Source organism: Streptomyces sp. 35G-GA-8 (assembly GCF_023534745.1).
Classification (GTDB): Bacteria; Actinomycetota; Actinomycetes; order Streptomycetales; family Streptomycetaceae; genus Streptomyces.
Map to the genome: position 1 here is coordinate 45,740 of NZ_JAMHJQ010000009.1, position 20,733 is coordinate 66,472.

The 20,733-nt window shown below is 71.2% G+C and carries 17 protein-coding genes; 7 read left to right on the forward strand and 10 right to left on the reverse strand.

Annotated features, from left to right (window positions below; all coding sequences use genetic code 11):
• The first annotated feature begins 13 nt into the window (after positions 1-13).
• The 3 genes from M1203_RS21295 (at position 14) to M1203_RS21305 (ending at position 2,924) form a co-directional block, all read left to right on the forward strand.
• Positions 14-361, forward strand: a complete 348-nt coding sequence (locus M1203_RS21295) for a hypothetical protein (RefSeq protein WP_249951369.1) — start codon at positions 14-16, stop codon at positions 359-361.
• Between the two features lie 154 nt (positions 362-515).
• Positions 516-785: a DUF2630 family protein gene (locus M1203_RS21300; protein ID WP_249951370.1), complete on the forward strand. Its 270-nt coding sequence runs from the start codon at positions 516-518 to the stop codon at positions 783-785.
• Positions 786-836: 51 nt separating this feature from the next.
• Positions 837-2,924 carry an FUSC family protein gene (locus tag M1203_RS21305; RefSeq protein ID WP_249951371.1) on the forward strand — a complete coding sequence of 696 codons (2,088 nt, stop codon included), beginning with the start codon at positions 837-839 and terminating at the stop codon, positions 2,922-2,924.
• Here M1203_RS21305 and M1203_RS21310 read toward each other — a convergent pair.
• The 3 genes from M1203_RS21310 to M1203_RS21320 form a co-directional block, all read right to left on the reverse strand.
• Positions 2,905-3,351 carry an ATP-binding protein gene (locus M1203_RS21310; protein ID WP_249951372.1) on the reverse strand — a complete coding sequence of 149 codons (447 nt, stop codon included), beginning with the start codon at positions 3,349-3,351 and terminating at the stop codon, positions 2,905-2,907. The genes M1203_RS21305 and M1203_RS21310 overlap by 20 nt on opposite strands.
• 102 nt (positions 3,352-3,453) lie before the next feature.
• Complete coding sequence (locus M1203_RS21315) at positions 3,454-3,861, reverse strand: RNA-binding S4 domain-containing protein (RefSeq protein WP_249951373.1); 408 nt, start codon at positions 3,859-3,861, stop codon at positions 3,454-3,456.
• A 142-nt stretch (positions 3,862-4,003) separates the two neighbouring features.
• Positions 4,004-6,091, reverse strand: a complete 2,088-nt coding sequence (locus M1203_RS21320; RefSeq protein WP_249951374.1) for a PhoX family phosphatase — start codon at positions 6,089-6,091, stop codon at positions 4,004-4,006.
• A 330-nt stretch (positions 6,092-6,421) separates the two neighbouring features.
• Between M1203_RS21320 and M1203_RS21325 the strand changes: the two genes are divergently transcribed.
• Entirely contained in the window at positions 6,422-7,873 is a 1,452-nt protein-coding gene (locus M1203_RS21325; protein ID WP_249951375.1) for a VWA domain-containing protein, read from the forward strand.
• A 113-nt stretch (positions 7,874-7,986) separates the two neighbouring features.
• On the opposite strand, the gene M1203_RS21330 is transcribed toward M1203_RS21325, so the two are convergent.
• Both M1203_RS21330 and M1203_RS21335 read right to left on the reverse strand, forming a co-directional pair.
• Positions 7,987-9,114, reverse strand: coding sequence for an ATP-binding protein (locus tag M1203_RS21330; protein WP_249951679.1), 1,128 nt, complete (start codon positions 9,112-9,114; stop codon positions 7,987-7,989).
• Positions 9,115-9,203: 89 nt separating this feature from the next.
• Positions 9,204-9,857, reverse strand: coding sequence for a response regulator transcription factor (locus M1203_RS21335; RefSeq protein WP_249951376.1), 654 nt, complete (start codon positions 9,855-9,857; stop codon positions 9,204-9,206).
• A 272-nt stretch (positions 9,858-10,129) separates the two neighbouring features.
• Here M1203_RS21335 and metG point away from each other — a divergent pair, with 272 nt between their 5' ends.
• The gene (gene metG, locus M1203_RS21340) at positions 10,130-11,854 is read left to right on the forward strand and encodes a methionine--tRNA ligase (RefSeq protein ID WP_249951377.1); all 1,725 of its coding nucleotides are present in this window, start codon (positions 10,130-10,132) and stop codon (positions 11,852-11,854) included.
• Positions 11,855-11,994: 140 nt separating this feature from the next.
• Here metG and M1203_RS21345 read toward each other — a convergent pair whose 3' ends face one another.
• The 3 genes from M1203_RS21345 to M1203_RS21355 are packed head-to-tail and all read right to left on the reverse strand — an operon-like array spanning position 11,995 to position 14,201.
• A complete protein-coding gene (locus M1203_RS21345) occupies positions 11,995-12,810 on the reverse strand; it encodes a L,D-transpeptidase family protein (protein ID WP_249951378.1) in 816 nt (271 codons plus the stop codon).
• A gap of 13 nt (positions 12,811-12,823) precedes the next feature.
• Positions 12,824-13,708 carry a hypothetical protein gene (locus tag M1203_RS21350; protein WP_249951379.1) on the reverse strand — a complete coding sequence of 295 codons (885 nt, stop codon included), beginning with the start codon at positions 13,706-13,708 and terminating at the stop codon, positions 12,824-12,826.
• The gene (locus M1203_RS21355) at positions 13,692-14,201 is read right to left on the reverse strand and encodes a SigE family RNA polymerase sigma factor (RefSeq protein WP_249951380.1); all 510 of its coding nucleotides are present in this window, start codon (positions 14,199-14,201) and stop codon (positions 13,692-13,694) included. The genes M1203_RS21350 and M1203_RS21355 overlap by 17 nt, the downstream gene beginning before the upstream one ends.
• A 231-nt stretch (positions 14,202-14,432) precedes the next feature.
• Between M1203_RS21355 and M1203_RS21360 the strand changes: the two genes are divergently transcribed.
• Positions 14,433-14,993 (forward strand): DoxX family protein, encoded by a 561-nt coding sequence (locus M1203_RS21360; protein WP_249951381.1) that lies wholly within the window; start codon positions 14,433-14,435, stop codon positions 14,991-14,993.
• A gap of 72 nt (positions 14,994-15,065) precedes the next feature.
• Here the strand turns inward: M1203_RS21360 and aspS are convergent, their stop codons facing one another.
• Positions 15,066-16,838 carry an aspartate--tRNA ligase gene (aspS, locus tag M1203_RS21365; protein WP_249951382.1) on the reverse strand — a complete coding sequence of 591 codons (1,773 nt, stop codon included), beginning with the start codon at positions 16,836-16,838 and terminating at the stop codon, positions 15,066-15,068.
• Positions 16,839-16,992: 154 nt separating this feature from the next.
• Here aspS and M1203_RS21370 point away from each other — a divergent pair, with 154 nt between their 5' ends.
• Positions 16,993-19,203, forward strand: a complete 2,211-nt coding sequence (locus M1203_RS21370; RefSeq protein WP_249951383.1) for a SpoIIE family protein phosphatase — start codon at positions 16,993-16,995, stop codon at positions 19,201-19,203.
• Here M1203_RS21370 and M1203_RS21375 read toward each other — a convergent pair.
• A complete protein-coding gene (locus M1203_RS21375; RefSeq protein WP_249951384.1) occupies positions 19,164-20,240 on the reverse strand; it encodes an AI-2E family transporter in 1,077 nt (358 codons plus the stop codon). The genes M1203_RS21370 and M1203_RS21375 overlap by 40 nt on opposite strands.
• Positions 20,241-20,733 lie beyond the last annotated feature (493 nt).

Genomic DNA, 20,733 nt, shown 5'->3' on the forward strand with positions numbered 1-20,733 from the left:
CGCCGGTGTTCTCATGCTGGTCGCGGGAGCGGTAGACATCCTTCAGGGCGTGGCGGCCGTACGGCACGACGCGGTGTTCAACGCGGTCACCGGCTACGCCTACGACTTCAACCTCAGCTCCTGGGGCTGGATCCACGTAGCCCTCGGAATCCTGATCGCCGCCACTGGACTGGCCATTCTCATGCGCGTCCCGATGGCCAGGTACTTCGGAATAGGGGTGGCGGCGCTCTATCTGGTCGCGCAGTTCATGTACCTGCCGTACGCGCCGATCTGGGCGATCGTCGGCATGGCGCTGGCGGCGTTCGTGATCTGGGCACTGACCACGGATCGCGCGACGTCCTGGGCGGGCAACAGAACCTGAGGGGCCGACCCCTCCCACCCGCCGAACCGACCACCCGACCACCCGACCACGCAACGTCCGCGTATACGGGCACAGCGGCTCTCGCTCCTGTGCCCGTATACGCGTGCGTGACGTACGAGGTGCGAGGGTGCCGCGCGAGCGCGAGGATCGAACCATGAACGCAGCCAGCAACGCCGCCGGCAAGAACGACGAGATCCTCGACAACATCGGCGCACTCGTCGCGGAGGAACGGGCCCTGCGCGCACGCTCGTCAGAGAAGCTCGGGCTCGGCGCCGACGAACAGGCGCGGCTGCGCTCCGTCGAGATCCAGCTCGACCAGTGCTGGGATCTGCTGCGGCAGCGGCGCGCCAAGTCGGAGTTCGGCGAGGACCCCGACGAGGCGGCGGTACGGCCCCCGGGCGAGGTCGAGGGCTACCAGGGCTGAAGCCGCCCCGCCTCCATGTGAGCCATGGGAGCCACGGGAGACACGGGAGCCATGGGAGACAGCCGAAACCCGACGCGGAAACCCCGGCCCGCGAGCCGCCCGCTCAGGCGGCGCCTGTCCGGGCGCCTGCGACCGGCCTCCCATCTGGCCCCGCCCGAATGGCTGCTCGCCGGGCTGCGCCCGCAGTCCGCCCCCATCCCCTGGGCCGCCGTCGCCCGCGCGTCCGTCGCCCTGACCGTGCCCCTGGCCGCGGGGCTCGCCATGGGCGCCCCCGACTACGGCGCGCTCGTCTCGTTGGGCGCGCTGCTCGCGGTCGCCGGCCGCGCCGCGGACGCGTACCGGATGCGGATCCTCACCATCGGGGTCCCCCAGTTCTTCGGCGCCCTCGGCGTCACGCTCGGCACGCTCGTCTACGGCCACGGATGGGTCGCCGTCGGGGTACTGACCGTGGTCGCGCTCGTCTCCGGGATGATCTCCTCGATCGGCGCGGTGGCCTCGTCCGCCGGGCTGCTGCTCCTGCTCGACGCGGTGATCGGCGCGGGACTGCCGCTGCCCCAGCCCTGGTGGAAGCCCCCGCTGCTGTTCGTTCTCGGCGGGCTGTTCGTCCTCGCGCTCTCGCTGCTCGCCTGGCCGCTGCGCCGCGGGGTGCCGGAACGGACCGCCGTGGCCGCGACGTACCGCGCGGTGGCCGATCTGCTGGAGGCGGCCGGCCGTACCGAGAACGCGAAGGGAAACACGTACGACGCCGAACGGCTGGCCGTCACCGAATCCCTCAACCACTCCTACGACCTCGTCCTCGCCCGCCGCGCCCGCGAACACGGCCGTTCCAGGCCGCTCGTACGGCTGCTCGCGCAGCTCAATGTGATCATCCCGCTGATCGAGGCCGCGCCCGCCGCCCGGCTGCGCGACCGACCGCTGCCCGCCGCGATCCCGGCCGCCGTGCGGGAGTTGGCGGACGCGGTCGCCATGGGCCGTACCGAAGGCCCGCCGCCGGCGCCGCCCGACCTGCCCGCGCCCGACGACCGGTGTGCGCGCGCCGTCGACACCGCGCTGCGGCACGCGTTCGCCGTGGTGCACCGCCCCGACATCCACAACGACCCCGGCGCCGCCTACGTCGGTGTCGACACCGACGACCGGCTCGGCCGCCCCGCCCCGCTGTGGGTCCGCGCCCGCCGCGGCGGGCGCAACATCCTGCTCTCCGAGGCGTCCTGGCGCTACGGGCTGCGCCTCGCGCTCTGTATCGGCCTCGCCCAGGCGCTGGTGTCGCTCATCCCCGTACCCCGCTCGTACTGGGTGGCGCTCACCGTCACGTTCATCCTCAAACCGGACTTCGGCTCGGTCTTCTCGCGCGCCCTGCTGCGCGCGCTCGGCACGGTGCTCGGTCTCGTCACCTCCGCCGCGATCCTGGCGGCGGTGCCGCTCGGCTGGTGGGACGTGGCGATCATGCCCGTCATCGCGGGGCTGATCCCGGCGTTCTCCGCGAAGGGGTACGCGTTCCAGACGGCGGCCATCACGCCGGTGATCCTGCTGATCTCCGACATCCTCAATCACGAGGGTTTCGAACTCGTGATCCCGCGCCTGGTCGACAGCATGGTGGGCTGTGCGATCGCCCTGATCGTGGGCTATCTGCTCTGGCCGGAGAGCTGGCGCAGCCGGATCGGGCACCGGCTCGCGGACACGGTCGAGGACACGGCGGAGTATGTGCGCAGCGCGTTCGTGTACGGGCCCGACCAAGGCGAACGCGCCCGCATGCGGCGCCGTCTCTACCGCGATCTGTCCGTCGTACGCAGCGAATTCCAGCGCGCCGTGACCGAGCCGCCGCCCACCGGGACGCGCGCCGCGGCGTGGCTGCCGCTGGTCGTCGCGGTGGAACGCGTCGTGGACGCGACGACGGCGGCCCGGGTACGCGTCGACTACGGCGCCGAGCCGCCCACCCCGGCCGAGATCGCCGGCGTCGAGCGCCAGCTGCGGGAGCTGGCGGCCGGGGTGCGGTCGAGCGAGGTCCTGGTGGAGGTACGGACCGAGCCGCCGCCCGGCGACGAGAAGAGCGTCCTGGCTCCACTGCGCCAGGAGGTACGGGCGGCGCTGGCGATCGCCTCTCCACAGCGCGGGACCGATCTCATTGACCGGACGTCCTGAGGGATCTCTCGGGCACTTTCAGCGTCACCCAGACCCGCTTCCCGGGGCCCCGCCTGGGCGCCACACCCCAGTCGTCGGCGAGCGCGGCCACCAGCGCGAGCCCCCGCCCGCACTCGTCCTCCAGGTCGGGGGTGCGTGGACGCGGCAGATAGTCCCCGGCGTCCTCGACCTCCAGCCTGAGCAGCCCCTCTGCCCGCTCCAGGGTGACGGCGATCTCCCGGCCGGGCGGGCTGCCGTGGCGCAGCGCGTTGGTGACGAGCTCGGAGAGCAGGAGGGCGGCGGTCTCGCCGGGGTCTCCGGCCAGACCGACTTTCGTCTGAAGAACTTCGCGGGCCCGGCCGACGCTACGGGGGTGACTGGGGAGGCGGAACATGAAGCGCTGTGTGTGCTGGTGCTGCTGGTCGCGCTGTTCACCGTCGTGGTTCATGGGAAGGACCTTCCCTCTGGTGCGGGTTTTACTTTCCGTGCACCAAAGGTGACTGTGTGCAGCTAAACTCACTCATTCGCTGACAGTTCCGAACCCGGACGGTCAGCCCTGGAACCACTGGTCCTGGACCCTGTCCTGAAGCCGGTCGAGCTCCCTGCGGTCGCGCTTCGTCGGGCGGCCCGTCCCCCGGTCCCGCAGGGCGATGGGGACGGTCAGTTCGCGCGGCGGGGGCGGCGGGCTGTTGTCCACGTAGCACTCCACGGCGACCGGCGCGCCCACCCGCTTCTTCACGATGCGCGAGACCACCACGACCCGGTCGCGGGCCGCGTGGCGCAGCCGGACCTCGTCGCCCGGCTTGATCGCGTACGCGGGCTTGACCCGCTCGCCGTTGACGCGGACGTGGCCGCCGCGGCAGGCTGCGGCGGCCTGGGAGCGGGTCTTGGTGAGCCGTACGGACCAGATCCAGGAGTCGACCCGTGCGGTCCCGGTGTCCGAAGCCTCGGAAGTCATACATCGAGGGTAAGCGCGGACGGCCCCGCCGCTCCCCCCATTTGTCGTCGACCGAGTCTGTCGTCGACCGGGCTGAAACGCCGAGCGGGGTGACGCCGGTCCGAGACGGCGCCACCCCGCGGTCGGGTCAGGTCAGTCGGCGTCAGACGCCGATGTTGCCGCCGTCCTTGCGCCAGACGGAGACGACCGACGGACGGACCATCTTGCCGGGACCGTCGGGCCACGCGCTCGCCGGCTTCTCGACGGTCGCGCCGTCGATCTCACCCGGGTGCTGCACCGCGACCAGGACGCGGTTGTCCTGGATGATCGGGCCACAGGTCTCCGCGCCGTTCGGCATGGTCAGGAACTGCTTCAGCTCACCGCGCCGCTCGCCCTGCGTCGCGACACCGAACAGACCGTCGTGGTTGCCGAGCGCGTTGCCGTCCGTCGAGATCCACAGGTTGCCGTGCGGGTCGAAGGCGACATTGTCCGGGCAGGAGATCGGGCTGACCTTGTCCTTGGGGAAGCCCGCGAAGTAGGTGGCCGGGTCGTTGGGGTCACCCGCGACCAGGAAGAGGCGCCAGGCGAACCCGTCGCCCGCCGGGTCGTCCCAGTTCTCCGCCAGCTCCAGGATGTGACCGTGCTTGTTGGCGTTACGGGGGTTGGCCTCGTCGACGCCCGCCTTGCCCGCCTTGCCGCGGTCGGTGTTGTTCGTCAGCGCGACGTAGACCCGGCCGGTGCGCGGCGACGGCTCGACGTCCTCGGGACGGTCCATCTTGGTGGCGCCGACCTTGTCACCCGCGAGGCGCGTGAAGACGTACACCTCGTCGGCGCTCATGCCGGGCACGTGCGAGACATCGCCGGTCGCCAGCGGTATCCAGACGCCGGAACCGTCGAACTCGCCGTCGTTCGGGAGCTTGCCCGTGCCGTCGATCTCGCCCGCCGGGCTGTCACCGGTCAGCTTGGCCACGTACAGCGTGCCCTCGTCGAGCAGCGTCAGGTTGTGCTCGTGGGCGGCGCGGCTGTTGCCCTGCTTCATCTGCTTCGACGAGACGAACTTGTACAGGTAGTCGAAGCGCTCGTCGTCACCCATGTAGACGACGGGGCGGCCGTCGGCGGTCAGCCGGGGCTGCGCGGCCTCGTGCTTGAAGCGGCCGAGGGCGGTGCGCTTACGGGGCGTGAAGTCCGGGTCGTACGGGTCCAGCTCGACGACCCAGCCGTGGCGGTGGACCTCGTTGGGCTCCTGCTTGAGGTCGAAGCGCTTGTCGAACAGCTCCCACTTGCGCTCGCTCGCGGCGGTGCCGACGCCGTAGCGCTTGTCCGTGTCGCTCGAACCGTTGGCGAAGTACTGGTTGAAGTTCTCCTCGCCGTGCAGCGTCGTGCCCCAGGGGGTGGTGCCGCCGGCGCAGTTGTTCAGCGTGCCGAGGACCCTGCTGCCCGTGCGGTCCGCCGAGGTACGGAGCAGATCGCTGCCCGCGGCGGGGCCGGTGAGCCGGAACTCGCTGGTGACCGTGAGGCGGCGGTTGAGCTCGTGCCGGGTGACGGCGGTGAGCTTGCCGTTCTTGCGGTCCTCCTGGACCACGACGACGGAGAGACCGTGGGCGGCCCAGGCGATCTCCACCTGCTCGCGGGTCGGCTTGGCCGAGTCGTAACCCTTGAACATCAGGATCTCGTCGGTGTACTCGTGGTTGGCCACGAGGACCTGACGGTCGCGCTCGCCCTTCAGCGGGAGCAGGCTCAGGAAGTCGACGTTGTAACCGAACTGGCCGGCCTGGGCCTTGGCGGTCTGCTTGTCCGGGTTGAACTCCGGCGCACCGCGCAGGATCGGGTCACCCCAGCGGATGACCACGTTCTGGTCGTAGCCGGAGGGGATGGTCACCTTGTCCGCGGTGTTGGGGGCGACCGGGGTGAAACGCAGACCGCGGGCGCCGTCGACCTTGCCACCCGCGCCACCGGCGTTGCCGTTGCCGTTGCCGTTGCCGGCGACAGGGGCGGCGGACGCCGGGGAGTTGCCGGGGCCGAACGCGAGCGCGCTGCCCGCCGCGGTGGCGACCGTCACGACGGCTGCCGCGCGCACCATGGAACGCCGTGTCATGGCACCGGCGATGATGTCACCGACGTACGCGTTGTCGCTCTTGTTCGGCACCTCGTGGAAGCAGGCGTCGCCGCAGCGGAAGCGGCAGGTCAGGGCCGAACGCCCGCCCGGGTGGGGGCTGGAGCTCGAATTGAGCAGCGGCAGCAGTTTGCGCACTTTCGCCTCCGAAATGCGATGTATTCGGCGCGCACCGCGCCGACACGGTGTCGGGATGTCTCGGCTGGTGACGCTAGGTGCGGACGCCACCAGGGTGACGGCCGCCAGGTGAACGGCACATGAACCTGCGCCGACCGTGTGGTCGGGGGAGTGTAATGCCGTCGGCGGCAGGGAGGATAGCGTCCTGCCCACAGAGCCCGCCCTACACGTGCACCGCCCCTGCCGGAGATCATTCGCGGCGGCCGCTAACCTTACGTATCCGCCCTGGCCAGGGATGCGCGTTTCCCCGGGGGCGGACACCGCACCCAACTCATCTGAAAGGCCTCGCCCATGGGCATTCGGAGCTTGCTGCGCAAGGTGTTCGGACGCGACCGTGCGGAGGAGCACCACGAGTCGGTGCCGGTCTCGGCCTCGGTACCGTCCCAGGCGGGGCGTTCCGACCGTACGGATCCGGCGGAGCCGACGCCCAAGGATTCGGGTACGGACACGACGGCCGTCGCGGACGACGCGGCCAGGGCCACGACGACGGCCACGTCCTCGGACGCGGCCTCGGCCCCGGCCTCCACCACGGCCCCGGATCCGGCGCCTGCCGCGGCTCCCGCCCGGGTTGAGCCCAAGGAGCCGGTGGAGCCCGGCGACATCGGAGGGGTGGCGGCGGATCTGGTGGCCGCGGCGTTCGACAACCCCCGTCCGGCCGATCCGGACCGCGCCGTCCCCTCGCAGCTGCCGCGGACGAGCGCGATCGAGGAGCCGCCGGCGGCCATGGCCACGCCCGCCCCGGCTGTCACCCCCGCCGTCACCCCCACGCCCACGGTCCCCGCGCAGGCCACGGCGGAGCCCGAACTCGATGTGACTCCCGTGCGGGAGGCGGTTGTTCCGGCGGAGCCGGAACCGGAACCGGAGCCCGAACCCGAACCCGAGCTCAAGGCGGAGCCGAAGGCCGAGGCCGTCGAGGTCAAAGCCGTCGAGGTCAAAGCCGAGGCCGTACTCGAAACGGAGCCCGAGCCCGTACTCGAAGCCGAGCCCGAGCCCGTCGCTGCCGCCGCTGCCGCCGCAGCCGTCGCTGACGACACCAGCACCGGCGCCACCGCCACCGCCCGCCCGGCCTTCACCCTCGCCCGCGTCAAGTCCCGTGCCCCCGGCCTGGCCGACCACTACAAGGCCGCCGGCGCCGCCCTCAAGAAGCGCGGCCTCACCGGGGAGCGGGCCTCGGTCTATCTCATTCTCGACCGGTCCGGCTCCATGCGGCCGTACTTCAAGGACGGCAGCGCCCAGCACCTCGGCGAGCAGGCCCTCGCGCTCGCCGCGCACCTGGACGAGAGCGCGACCGTCTCCGTCGTGTTCTTCTCCACCGAGATCGACGGGACCGGCGAGATCGGTCTCACCGACTACGAGGGGAAGATCGACGAACTGCACGGCTCCCTCGGACGCATGGGGCGTACGAACTACCACCGCGCCGTCGAAGAGGTCGTCACGCTCCACGAGAAGTCCGGTTCGGCCGGGCCCGCGTTGGTGATCTTCCAGACGGACGGTGCGCCCAGCGCCGTACGCCTCGCCGAGCAGGCCCTCGCCGAGGCGGCGAAGCACCCGCTCTTCTGGCAGTTCGTGGCGTTCGGCGAGGAGGACGCCAAGGGCTTCGACTTCGCGCGCAAGCTCGGCGCGGACGAGGCCACCGCGAACGTCGGCTTCTACCACGCGGGTCCGGTGCCCAGCGAGGTCCCGGACGCCACGTTCTACCGCGAACTGCTCGCCGCCTGGGGGCCGTCCGCCCCCGCCAACTGACCTGCGCCGTACGGCCTTCTACGCCTTCAACGCCGTACCGTCTTCACCGCCGCCGGCCCGCGTCCCGTACGCGGCGCCGGCGGCGGCGGTTCAGCTCAGGCTCAGGCTCAGGCTCAGGTTCCGCCGTCGCGCTCCGCCTTCGGCAGCGACACCGTCACCGCCAGCCCCCCACCCGCACCGCCGGGCTCCGCCGTGACCGTCCCCCCGTGCGCCACCGCGATCGAGCGGACGATGGAGAGGCCGAGCCCCGCGCCGAGCCCCATCCGGTCGCGGCCCTCACCGCGCCGGAACGGTTCGAACAGGGCGGGGATGTCCGCCTCGGCGACCACAGGGCCGGTGTTGCGCACCACCAGTTCCCCGCCCCGCACCCCGACGTCCACCGTCCCGCCCGGCACGTTGTACGTCACCGCGTTGGCCAGCAGGTTTCCCACCAACTGCCCGAGCAGCAGCCGGTTTCCGCGCACCACGTCGGCGTCGGCGACAGTGAGCGAGACCCGTCGCCCGTAGCGTGCCGTCTCCTCGGCCACCGCCTCGCCCAGATCCACCGGTTCCAGGTCCTCCACCTCGCGCTCGCTGCGCGCCAGCAGCAGCAGCCCCTCGATGAGCCGTTCGCTGCGCCGGTTGTTGTCGAGCAGGGTCTCCTTCGTACGGGCCAGCTCGTCCGGCGTGCAGAGGTCGTCCAACCCGACCTGGATCGCGGCGCGCTGGGTCGCCAGCGGGGTGCGCAGCTCGTGCGAGGCGTTCGCGATGAACCGGCGCTGACTGTCGAAAGCTTTCTGCAGACGCGCCAGAAGCGCGTCCAGGGTGTCGCCCAGTTCCTTCAGCTCATCGTCCGGGCCGCTCGCGCCGATCCGTTCGTGAAGATTGTGTTCGGAAAGCCGACGGGCCTTCGCCGTCATCGCGTGCACCGGACGCAGTACGCGCCCCGCCGTCCACCAGCCGACACCGACCGCGCACGCCGCCATGACCAGCAGCGCGGCGACCGACCAGAACATCATCTCGTCCGAGGCGGCGTCCGTGACCGTGTCGGTGAGCTGATACACGGCGACGTACTGGTGCTGTTGCCGGCGGATCAGCCCGCTCCCCGGCGAGGCGGGGAGCTCGGGCGACACCTGGACCGGCGCCACCCGGGCGGCGATCTCCTGAGCCTCGTTCTGCGTACCGGCGCTGGAGAGCAGATTGACGACGGCGAGCAGACAGCCACCGAGGACGACGAAGACGCCCCCGTAGATCAGGGCCATCCGCGTACGGATGGTGGAGCCGGGCCCCAGCGTCCTGTACGCCCCGCACCGCCCCGTTCTCTTCGCGGCGCGCGTGGTCGCGTCGCGTATCACAGCGCGTATCCCACCCCCTGGACCGTGCGGATCAGCGGCGGATCCCCGAGCTTGGCCCGCAGCTTGCTGAGACAGACCCGGACCGCTCCGGTGAACGGATCCGCGTGCGCGTCCCAGGCCCGCTCCAGCAGTTCCTCGGCGGAGACCGGCGCCCCGTCCGCCTCCAGCAGGATCTGAAGAACCGAGAACTCCTTGGGCGAGAGTTCGAGCGCCACCCCGTCCCGCGACGCCGTCCGCCGTACGGAATCGAGCCGTACGCCATGCCGCTCCAGCTGCGGCGGCACGGGCCTGGCGCTGCGCCGCCGCAGCGCGCGCACGCGCGAGACCAGCTCGGGGAAGTCGAAGGGCTTGCCCAGATAGTCGTCGGCGCCCAGATCGAGCCCTTCGACGCGCTCCTCCATGGAGGCGGACGCGGTGAGCATCAGGATGCGCGTACGGGACGACTCCGCGACCAGCTTGCGCGCGACGTCGTCGCCGTGGACACGTGGCAGATCGCGGTCGAGTACGACGACGTCGTAGTCGTGCAGTCCCAGATAGGCGAGGGCGGCGTCACCGCTGTACACGGTGTCGACGGCGAATCCCGCCCGCCGCAGCCCGGTGGCCACCAGCTCGGCCAGGACCTCCTCGTCCTCGGCGACCAGTACCCGCATGCTGCTGTCCCCTGCCCCTGTCCCCTGCCCCGCCTCGTACATGATGCCCTTTCTCTCCCGGGATGTGCCTGTCTACGGGAAGGGGTGTTTCGGAAAGCTCTCTCCCCCGCCCGTGTGCTCCCAGGCGCCCCCGCGCACCACCCGACCGCTTCTCGCACACCCCTGCGCACCCCCGGCAAATGCGGGCGACTCGCGCTTGATGGGTCGGATACGATATTGACATTCCGTAGACCAATTGGTCACTCCGTGTAGCGACTTGGGAGCAGCCTGCAATGGCTCGACACCTCATCACCAGCGCCCTTCCGTATATCAACGGGATCAAGCACCTGGGCAACATGGTGGGGTCCATGCTCCCGGCGGATGTGTACGCCAGGTACCTCCGCCAGCGCGACCACGAGGTCCTGTACATCTGCGCCACCGACGAGCACGGCACCCCCGCCGAGCTGGCGGCGAAGGAAGCGGGCGTGCCGGTCGACGCCTTCTGCGCCGAGCAGCACGACGCCCAGAAGGCGATCTACGACGGCTTCGAGCTGGCCTTCGACTACTTCGGCCGCAGCTCGTCCGCGCAGAACCGCGAGATCACCCAGCACTTCGCGCGCCGGCTCAAAGAGAACGGCTTCATCGAGGAGCGGGCGATCCGCCAGGTCTTCTCGATCGCCGACGACCGCTTCCTGCCGGACCGCTACATCGTCGGCACGTGCCCGCACTGCGGCTACGACAAGGCCCGCGGCGACCAGTGCGAGAACTGCACGCGTGTCCTGGACCCGACCGATCTGATCAACCCGCGCTCCGCGATCAGCGGCAGCAGCGAGCTGGAGGTCCGCGAGACCAAGCACCTCTTCCTCCTCCAGTCGAAGCTGGCCGGCGAGGTCGAGGCCTGGATCGACGCGACCAGCGCCGAGTGGCCGCAGCTCGCCTCCTCCATCGCCCGCAAGTGGCTGAGCGAGGGCCTGCACGACCGCGCGATCACCCGCGACCTGGACTGGGGCGTACCGGTCCCGGCCGACACCTGGCCGGAGCTGGCGGCCGAAGGCAAGGTCTTCTACGTCTGGTTCGACGCGCCCGTCGAGTACATCGGCGCGACGAAGGAGTGGTCCGACCAGGACCCGGCGAACCGCGACTGGAAGTCCTGGTGGTACGAGGCGGACGACACCGTCCGCTACACGGAGTTCATGGCCAAGGACAACGTCCCGTTCCACACGGTGATGTTCCCGGCCACCCAGCTCGGCACCCGCGAGCCCTGGAAGAAGGTCGACTACGTCAAGGCCTTCAACTGGCTCAACTACTACGGCGGCAAGTTCTCCACCTCGCAGAAGCGGGGCGTCTTCACCGACGCGGCGCTCGACCTGCTGCCCGCCGACTACTGGCGCTACTTCCTGATCGCGAACGCGCCGGAGTCGGACGACACGTCCTTCTCCTGGGAGCACTTCACGGCGACGGTCAACAAAGACCTCGCCGACACCCTCGGCAACTTCGTGAACCGCGTCCTGTCCTTCTCGCGCAAGCGCTTCGGCGACGCGGTGCCGGCCGGCAAGCCGGCGGGCGAGGCGGAGGCGCGGCTCGGCGAGCAGATCGCGGGGCTGCTCGCGGAGTACGAGGGCCACATGGAGACGCTCCAGTTCCGCAAGGCCGCCGCCGCGCTGCGCGCCCTGTGGTCCGCGGGCAACTCGTATCTGGAGGAGAAGGCTCCGTGGCTGGAGATCAAGTCCGACGAGGAGGGCGCGGCACTGAGCCTGCGGACGGCGATGAACCTGATCCATCTGTACGCGGTGGTCTCCGAGCCGTTCATCCCGGCGTCCTCCAGGGCCATGCGGGAGGCGTTCGCGCTGACCGACGACACGGCGCGCTGGGTCACGGCCGAGGAGGCGAAGGCGCTGGCGTCCGTTCCGGCCGGTACGGCGTTCACCGTCCCGCCGGTGCTCTTCGCGAAGATCAGCGACGAGGACCTGGCCGCGTACCGGGAGCGCTTCGGCGGCGAGGACCCGGCGGCGGCGTGACGCGCGGCCGGGGGGAACGCCCCGGCCGACGCTGATGGCATGAGAGGGAGGGCCCGGGACGGCAGGTCCCGGGCCTTCCGCGCGTACGGGAGCGGGTAGCGGGCCGCACGCCGCGGAACGGGGCGAGTGCCTTCGTACGGTCAGTCGCTGAGCGATTCCGCGTCACCCATCACCACGACCGGCCGCTTCGCCGGGTCCAGCATCCTCAGCAGCTCCTTCATCCGCCAGCGCGGCAGCGAGACACACCCCTGGGTGGGCCCGCCGTGGTCCACATGGAGCCAGATGCCACCGCCCTTGTCCTCGCCGAGCGGCCGGGTCCAGTCGAGGGGTGTGGTGCCGGGCAGCCGGTTGTAGTTGATCGCGACCACATAGTCGAAGGACCCCGCGAGCGCCTCCCCCTCGAAGCCGTCGCCCGACGCCTCGAAGATGGCACCGCGGTCGTACGGGAGCTTCGTGCCGGGGTCGGGCAGCTTGCCGCCCGCATCGGTGAGGTCGAACACCCCGATGGGCGAACGCAGATCGCCCTGGAAGTGGTCGTCGGTCCAGCCGCGCACGGCGTTGTGGGCGGGCCAGACGTCCGAGACGGCATGCCAGCCGGTGACCGGATCGCGCTCGTAGACGACGGCCGAGGCCGTGCTGGAGTCCCGGCCCGCGCCGGTCACCACGACGGCCTGGGACGTCTGGGGGGAGATCTCGGCGCGGGTCGCGGGACCGAGATCGGGGATCTCCTCCGCTGTGACGCCCGCCGGCTCGGGGGCGGGCCCTCCCGCGGCGCCACCGGTGGCATCGGCGCCGGCCTTGTCCTTCGCGGGCGCCCCGCCCGGCGCCGAGCCCACGTTGTCCGCGTGGTCCGTGGTGCCGGTGAGGCCCGAGCAGCCGGTGAGCAGCAGGCCGGCCGCCAGCAGCGCGGTGATCAGCGGTCCTCTGCGGACGGGGCGGACAGGGCGCACGGACATGTACGGGCCTCTTTCATCTCGCGTTCCGGGGATGCTCGGTAGTGGTCGGGGCGTTCTCTGGTGCTCTGCCGAAGTCTGCGCCGGTGATCATCGCGTGGGCGTCCTCGACGGTCCCCGGCGAGTCGCCCGCGACGCACAGGGTGACGGTGATCGCCGAGTAGGGAGCGGGGACGCCGCCGATCAGCCCGTAGAACTCCTGAGTGCCGGCGATCTTCCGGCAGGCCGCGGAAGGGCTGTCCGACGGGTACAGCTCCGGTGGGTCCTGGGCCTTGGGCGACAGGTCGATGCCGCTCCGCGCGACCAGCGTGACCAGGACGCCACCGGGCCGGAGGGGCGCCACCGGAAGGCACAGGCCCGGGTCGTTCCCGGGGCAGGGCTGGTCGTACGGAACGAAGGGCTGGGACGAGACGAAGCCGCGGGCCGGCTGTTTGTACCGGACGTCCTCCGGCACGTCGAGGGCCCCCCAGGTGTCGGGCAGCCGGAGGGTGAGACCGGCCACCTGTGCGAAGCGCGTCCGCCGGTCCCGTCCGTCGCCGGGCGAGGGGGCCGGGGGCGGGGTGGCCGACGGCGCGGTGACCGAGGGGGCGGCGGAGGCGGGTGGCGTGGACTCCTCGCCGACGCGCGACACGCCGGGCAGCAGCGTCCCGGCGAGGACCAGCCCGGTGACGGCCGCGGCGGCGGTCCCTGCCGTACGGCGCCGACGGCGGGTCCGGGCGATCCGTTCCCGTACGCCGTGCAGCCGTCCCTCGGGGGCGGGCAGCCGGGGTACGGCCCTCTCCAGCAGGATCCGCAGCTCCCGCTCGTCCTCGGGGCCCGGCTCGCGCCCCGCGCGGGTCCCGCTGTCCGCCCCGGGGGTCCTGCGCGGCCGACGGCGCCAGAAGTCACCCACAGCGGTCACCGCCTTCCACGGAGGCGGGCAGCGCGGCGCGCAGGGAGCGCAGCGCACGCGCCGACTGGCTCTTGACGGTGCCGGGGGTGCAGCCGAGTGTCGCCGCGGTGTCGTCGACGCTCAGGTCCTCGAAGTAGCGGAGCACGACCACGGCGCGCTGCCGCACGGGCAGCGCGCGGACCGCGGCGGCCAGCGACTGTTCCAGGTCCACTCCGGCGTACGCGTCGAACGTCCCGGCCGCGTCCGGGACTTCGCCGTACGGCAACTCGCCCCGCCAGCGCCGCCGCCACCAGGAGGCGTGCAGATGCACCAGGGCCTTGCGTACGTACGCCTCCGGCCGGTCCCCGGCGATCCGCGGCCACTTGGGCCACACCTTCGCGAGGGTGCTCTGGAGCAGATCCTCGGCGAGATGCGCGTCCCCGGTCAGCAGCCAGGCCATCCGCAGAAGCCGCGGCCCCCGGGCGGCGACGAATGCCTCGAAGTCGCCGTCCCCGGGATTCATTGACCTGCCCTCGCCATTGTGTTCGGTCTCCCACGCCAGTGGAACGCGATGGGACGGCGATCAGGTTGCCTCGGGCGGCGGAACTTCTCCGCGTACGCCGGTCCGCTCGGCGGGCACGGATCACGTTGTCCAAATTCGGAGCACTGTGTACGGTCGTCAGCGAGATTGCTTAAACTTTCAAGCACGAATCTCGTCCCCCCACGCCCCCACACCCCAGGAGAGAACGCGCTCATGTCGTCCCCCACCAGCACCACCGGCCCGCTCGCCCGCACCCCCGAAGCCACCCACGCCCCGCACGCCGCCTCGCCGGGCGCCTACGACGCCGGACTGCTGCTCCTGCGCGTCGTCCTGGGCCTGACGATGGCCGCGCACGGGAGCCAGAAGCTGTTCGGCTGGTTCGGCGGCGGCGGTATCGAAGGCACCGGATCCTTCTTCACCATGAGCGGCTATCCCAACGGCGAAGCGCTGGCCGTCGTGGCCGGCCTCACCGAGACCTTCGGCGGCCTCGGCCTGGCCCTGGGCCTGCTCACCCCGCTCGCGGGCGCCGCGGTGGTCGGCACCATGGTCAACGCGCTCGCGGTGAAGGGCTTCGGCGCCTTCTTCGCCCCGGACGGCATCGAGTACGAACTCCTCCTCACCGCCGGCGCAGCCGCCCTCGCCCTCACCGGCCCGGGCCGCCTCGCCGTGGACCGCTACCTGCCCTGGGTCAAGTCCCACCGCCTGGCCTACGGCGCCTCGGCCCTGGCCCTCGGCCTCGTGATCGCGGCGATCACCCTCCTGCTCCGCAACTGACCGGGCGGCCGGATACACGCGAAGGGGCCCGGAACCGTGTGGTTCCGGGCCCCTTCGGGGGTGCCGGGAGGGCTACTCGCCGGACTTCGCGGCCGGCTTGCGCAGCGCGATGTTCAGCTCGCGGAGGCGGGATTCGGCCAGCTCCGTGGGCGCGCCCATCATCAGATCCTGCGCGTTGCCGTTGAGCGGGAAGGCGATCGTCTCGCGGATGTTCGGCTCGTCGGCCAGCAGCATCACGATGCGGTCGACGCCCGGGGCGATGCCGCCGTGCGGCGGGGCGCCGAGGCGGAAGGCGCGGAGCATGCCGGCGAACTCGTGCTCGACGGTCTCGCGGTCGTAGCCCGCGATCTCGAACGCCTTGATCATCAGCTCGGGCTCGTGGTTACGGATCGCGCCCGAGGACAGCTCGATTCCGTTGCAGACGATGTCGTACTGCCACGCCAGGATGTCCAGCGGGTCCTTCGTCTCCAGGTCTTCCAGACCGCCCTGGGGCATCGAGAACGGGTTGTGCGAGAAGTCGATCTTCCCGGTCTCCTCGTCCTTCTCGTACATCGGGAAGTCGACGATCCAGCAGAACCGGAAGACGCCCTCCTCGAAGTGGCCCGCGCGCTTGGCCGCCTCGACGCGCACCGCGCTCATGATCTTGGAGACCTCGTCGAACTCGCCCGCGCCGAAGAAGACGGCGTGGCCGGGGACGAGCCCCAGGCGCTCGGTGAGCAGCTTGACGTTCTCCTCGGTGAGGAACTTGGCGATCGGGCCGCTCAGCGAGCCGTCCTCGCCGACCCGCACCCAGGCCAGGCCCTTCGCGCCGTGCTCGACGGCGTACTCCCCGAGCCCGTCGAAGAACTTCCGCGACTGGCCCGCCGTGTCGGGCACCGGCAGCGCGCGGACGTGCTTACCGGCGAACGCCTTGAACTCGGAGCCCTCGAAGACATCGGAGATGTCGGACAGTTCGAGCTTGGCGCGCAGGTCCGGCTTGTCGTTGCCGTACTTCAGCATCGACTCGCGGAACGGGATGCGCGGGAACGGCGAGGTGACATGGCGGCCGTTGCCGAACTCCTCGAACAGCTCGGTCATCAGCTTCTCGATCGGCCGGAAGACATCCTCCTGCTCGACGAAGCTCATCTCGACATCGAGCTGGTAGAACTCGCCGGGCGAGCGGTCGGCGCGGGCGTCCTCGTCGCGGAAGCAGGGCGCGATCTGGAAGTAGCGGTCGAAGCCCGAGATCATCAGCAGCTGCTTGAACTGCTGCGGCGCCTGTGGCAGCGCGTAGAACCTGCCCGGGTTCAGCCGGGACGGGACCACGAAGTCGCGGGCGCCCTCGGGGGAGGTCGCGGTGAGGATGGGCGTGGCCATCTCGTTGAAGCCCAGCGCGGTCATCTTGTGCCGGATGGCGGAGATGACGGCCGTCCGCAGCATGATGTTGCGGTGCATGCGCTCGCGGCGCAGGTCGAGGAAGCGGTACTCCAGTCGCCGCTCCTCGTTCACCCCGTCCTCGGCGTTGACCGTGAACGGCAGCGGACCCGCCGCGCCGAGGATCTCGACCTCGGAGACCTCGATCTCGATCTCGCCCGTCGACAGCTCCGGGTTGACGTTCTCCGCACCGCGCGCGGAGACCTTGCCGTCGATACGGACGACGGTCTCCTTCGTGAGCTTGGACAGCTCCTCGTTCGCGGGGGTGCCGGGGCGGGCCACGAGCTGGACCAGACCGTAGTGATCGCGGAGATCGATGAAGAGGATGCCGCCCAGGTCTCGGCGATTGTGCAGCCAGCCGCTCAGCCGGACGTCGGTACCGACGTCAGAGGCGCGGAGCTCGCCGCAGGTGTGGGACCTGTACCGATGCATCGTCGTTTCATCCAGTTCTTGGCAAGTCGGGGTTGGCCGGACGGAAGCGCTGTGTCGTAGGAGGGCATTACCTCGTACGCCGTAACAGGTTACCGCCCGGCCATGACACACCCCTCGGTGGCGTTTGTTCTACACATATTCATAAAGTGGGACAATGCGCACCGAGGATGTCCTGGCCGCGATCGCGACCGGTCTATGGCGCTGGGAGAACGCGTCCGACACCGTCACCCTCGACGCGGAGGCGTCCCGGCTGCTCGGCATGCCCGAAGAACCCGTGACCCTCACCACGGCCGCCGCGCGCTCCCGTCTGCACCCCATCGACTGGAACGAGATCGACGGCATCTTCAATCTCGCGCTCGCCGAGGGGACCCTCGCCGAGGCACGGCTGCGGATCGTGGACGAGAGCGGCCGGGTGCTCCGTACCGTACGGGTCAGGGCCAAACCGGTCATCACGTCCCCGACCGAGGGGGACTACGAGATGATCGGCACGGTCCAGGCGATCACCGAGCCCCAGCCGGGCACCACCGTCGAACGGTCCTCCGTCACCGGCGACTGGCGGCGCTCCCGCGAGGCATTCCTGCTCGACGCCGGCCGCGCGCTGGCCGAGGCCCGCTCGACCGCCGAGGTGCTGCGGGTCGCCGCCTCCCTGTCCATGCCCGGCTTCTCGCCGGACGGTCTCGCGGTCTACGGCGTCTCCGGCGAGCGGCTGACGATCATCGGCCACCACGGGCACGCGCCGGAGGACTCGGCCCCGTTCGAGGGCATGACGGTGGACACCGACTACCCGGCGGCCGAGGTCGTACGGACCGGCCGGGCCATCTATCTGCCGACCCCGGAGTCGTACGCCGACCGGTACCCCGCCACCTGGCGGTACGTGAAGCGCTTCGGCCGCCACTCGTGGGCCTTCCTGCCGCTGATCGTCGCGGGCCGCACGCTGGGCACCTGGATGGCCGCCTTCAAACACCGGGTCGCGTTCTCGCCCGACGAGCGGTCCGTCCTGACGACGGTGGCCCGGATGATGGCGCAGGCGCTGGCCCGCGCGAGCGTCGCCGAGACCGAGCGCGAGCTCTCCCTGGGCCTCCAGCGCACGATGATGCCCACGCTCGGCCCCGAGATCCCCGGCATGACGATGGCCGCCCGGTACGTACCGACCGGCGGCGGCCTCCAGATCGGCGGCGACTGGTACGACATGATCCCGCTGCCCGGCGGCACCTCGCACTCCGAGGGGCGCTGGGGCGGACGCTTCGCGCTGGTCATCGGGGATGTCCAGGGCCATGACGTACGGGCCGCCGGCCTCATGGGCCAGCTGCGGATCGCCCTGCGCGCCTATGCCTCCGAGGGCCACCGCCCGGACGCGGTGCTCTCCCGCGCGTCCCGCTTCCTGGCCGGTCTCCAGTACTACCCGGGACGCGACGGCGGCAGCGACATCCCCGGCGGGGGACCGCGCACGGACGCGGGGGCCACCGTGATGAACGAGTGGTACTCCGTGGCGGGACCGCGCTTCGCGACCTGCCTCTATATGGAGGTCGACCCGGAGAGCGGCACGCTCGACATCGCCCGCGCGGGCCATCCCGACCCGGTGATCCGTACGGCGGACGGGACCGCGTTCGTCCGGCAGACCGCGGGCGGACTGCCGCTCGGCATCGAGGCCGACTCCGACTATCCGACGACCCGGATCGTCCTGGGCCCCGGCGAAACACTCATGCTCTGCACGGACGGGCTCATCGAGACCGGCGGACACGATCTCGCGACCGGCTGGGCGCGGCTGCGGCCCGTACTGGAGCAGGACACCGGCGGATCCCTGGAAAAGCTCGCCGACACCCTCATCCAGGCCGTGCACGGCCCCACCTCGCACTACACGACCGGACCGCTCGTGGACCGCCGCGAGGACGACATCGCGCTCCTGCTGCTCGCCCGGGACCTCGCGCCGGCCCGGCTCCCCGGCGGGATTCCCCGGCGCACCGCGCTGACCGTCGCCCAGGCCGAGCCCGAGCGGATCGCGGGCGCCCGACGCCAGCTGCGCGAGCTGCTGCACGACTGGGCGGACGCGGAACAGATCGACTCCGCGGAGCTGATGGTCTCCGAGATGATCACCAACGTCCTCGTACACACCGACGGCGACGCCCTGCTCGTCGCGGAGGCGCGCGGCGAGCCGGGGGACCGGCGCCTGCGCGTCGAGGTCGCCGACACCAGCGACGAACTGCCGCACCGCAGACACCCCGGGGAGCTGGCCTCCAGCGGGCGCGGCCTGGTGCTGATGGAGGTGCTCGCCGACGCGTGGGGGGTGGATCCGCGCGGCGAGGGGAAGTCGATCTGGTTCGAGCTCTACGAGTGCGGCGGGGCGGAACCCGGGGTCTCGTCGTAGCGCCCGTAACGGTCCTTCAGCTCGGAGAGGACACCGAACGCGGCGGCCGTCAACGGCACGGCGAGCAGTATCCCCAGAATCCCGGCCACGCTGGCGCCCGCGGTGATCGCCAATATCACCACGGCCGGGTGCATCTGTACCGTACGGCTCTGGATCATCGGCTGAAGCACATGGCCCTCAAGGACCTGCACGGCGAGCACCACCCCCAGCGCCCACAGCCCGATCACCAGGCCCCGGTCGGCGAGGGCGACCAGCACGGCGACGGCGCCGGAGAGGAAGGCGCCGAGATACGGGATGTACGCCCCGACGAAGACGAGCGCACCGAGCCCGACCGCGCCGGGGACACGCAGGATCAGCAGGCCGACGGTGATGCAGACCGCGTCGATGAGGGCGATGACGGTGGTGCCGCGCATGAACCCCTCGACGGCGCCGAAGGCACGGCGGGCCATGGCCTCGACGGTGTCCCCGGTCGTACGCGGGGCGAAGGCCCTGAGCGCGTCGGCCGCGCGCTCCGAGTCGCGCAGGAAGAAGAACATCAGCAGCAGCGCGAGCACGGCGGTGGCGATCAGCTCGCCGACGACACTGATGCCGGTGAGCACCCCGGAGGCGGCGGTGGCGCCGAACTTCCCGATCAGCGACTTGGCGTTCTTCGTCAGATCGTCGAGCGAGGTCCCGGCGGCGCCGAAGTGCTTGGCCAAGTCCCGCGCCGCCTGCCGCAGCGAGGTCATGATCTGGTCCCCGTTGTCGACCAGCGCGCTGACGACGATGTACCCCGCGCCGCCGACCACGGCCACGACGGCGACGCAGGTGAGCCCGGCGGCGAGCGACCGGTTCAGCCGCAGTGCGACGAGGCGGCGGTAGAAGGGGCCGAGCAGGGCGGTGCCGAGGATGGCGAGCAGTACGGGCGTGACGGCGGTCTTGAAGGTGACGACCAGCCAGATCGCGACGGCCCCGACCCCGGCGATCACCAGCACCACCCCGCACCAGGCGGCGAGGCGCCGGGCGCTCTCGGGGAGGACGGACGACGAGATCTGCACGCTCCCACCCGACCACGCGAAGTTGGGCCTGTCCCGCGCAGGACTCCGCCGGGGTGACAGTCGCCTCCCGGCGGGGGGTCGTGGGTGGCGCGGGGCGCGGTGGGTGGTGCCGGGGGCCGGGGCCTCCGGAGGTGCATGTCCGGACGGCACGATTTACGGCGCGGCTCTGGCCTGTCGTTGGTTCGGGCGTCCGCGCGCCACAAATCACGCTTTAGTGTCCGGACACGCACCTCCTACGACCCCGACCCCCTCCCGCCCGTGGGCGCACTTGCCCTCGCGGTCGGCCGGGCCCGCTTGTGCGGGCGGTGAAGGGGGGCGCGCAGGGGTCGTGTCCGGGACGTAGAGCGTGATTTGTGGCGCGCGAACGCCCGAACCATCGTCTGGGCAGCTGCGCGCCGTAAATCATGCAGTCCCGGACGCGGGCCCGGAGCGACCACCGGCAACAACCCGCACACGAGAACCGGCCCCGGCCGAAACGAACCCCGAACCGCGC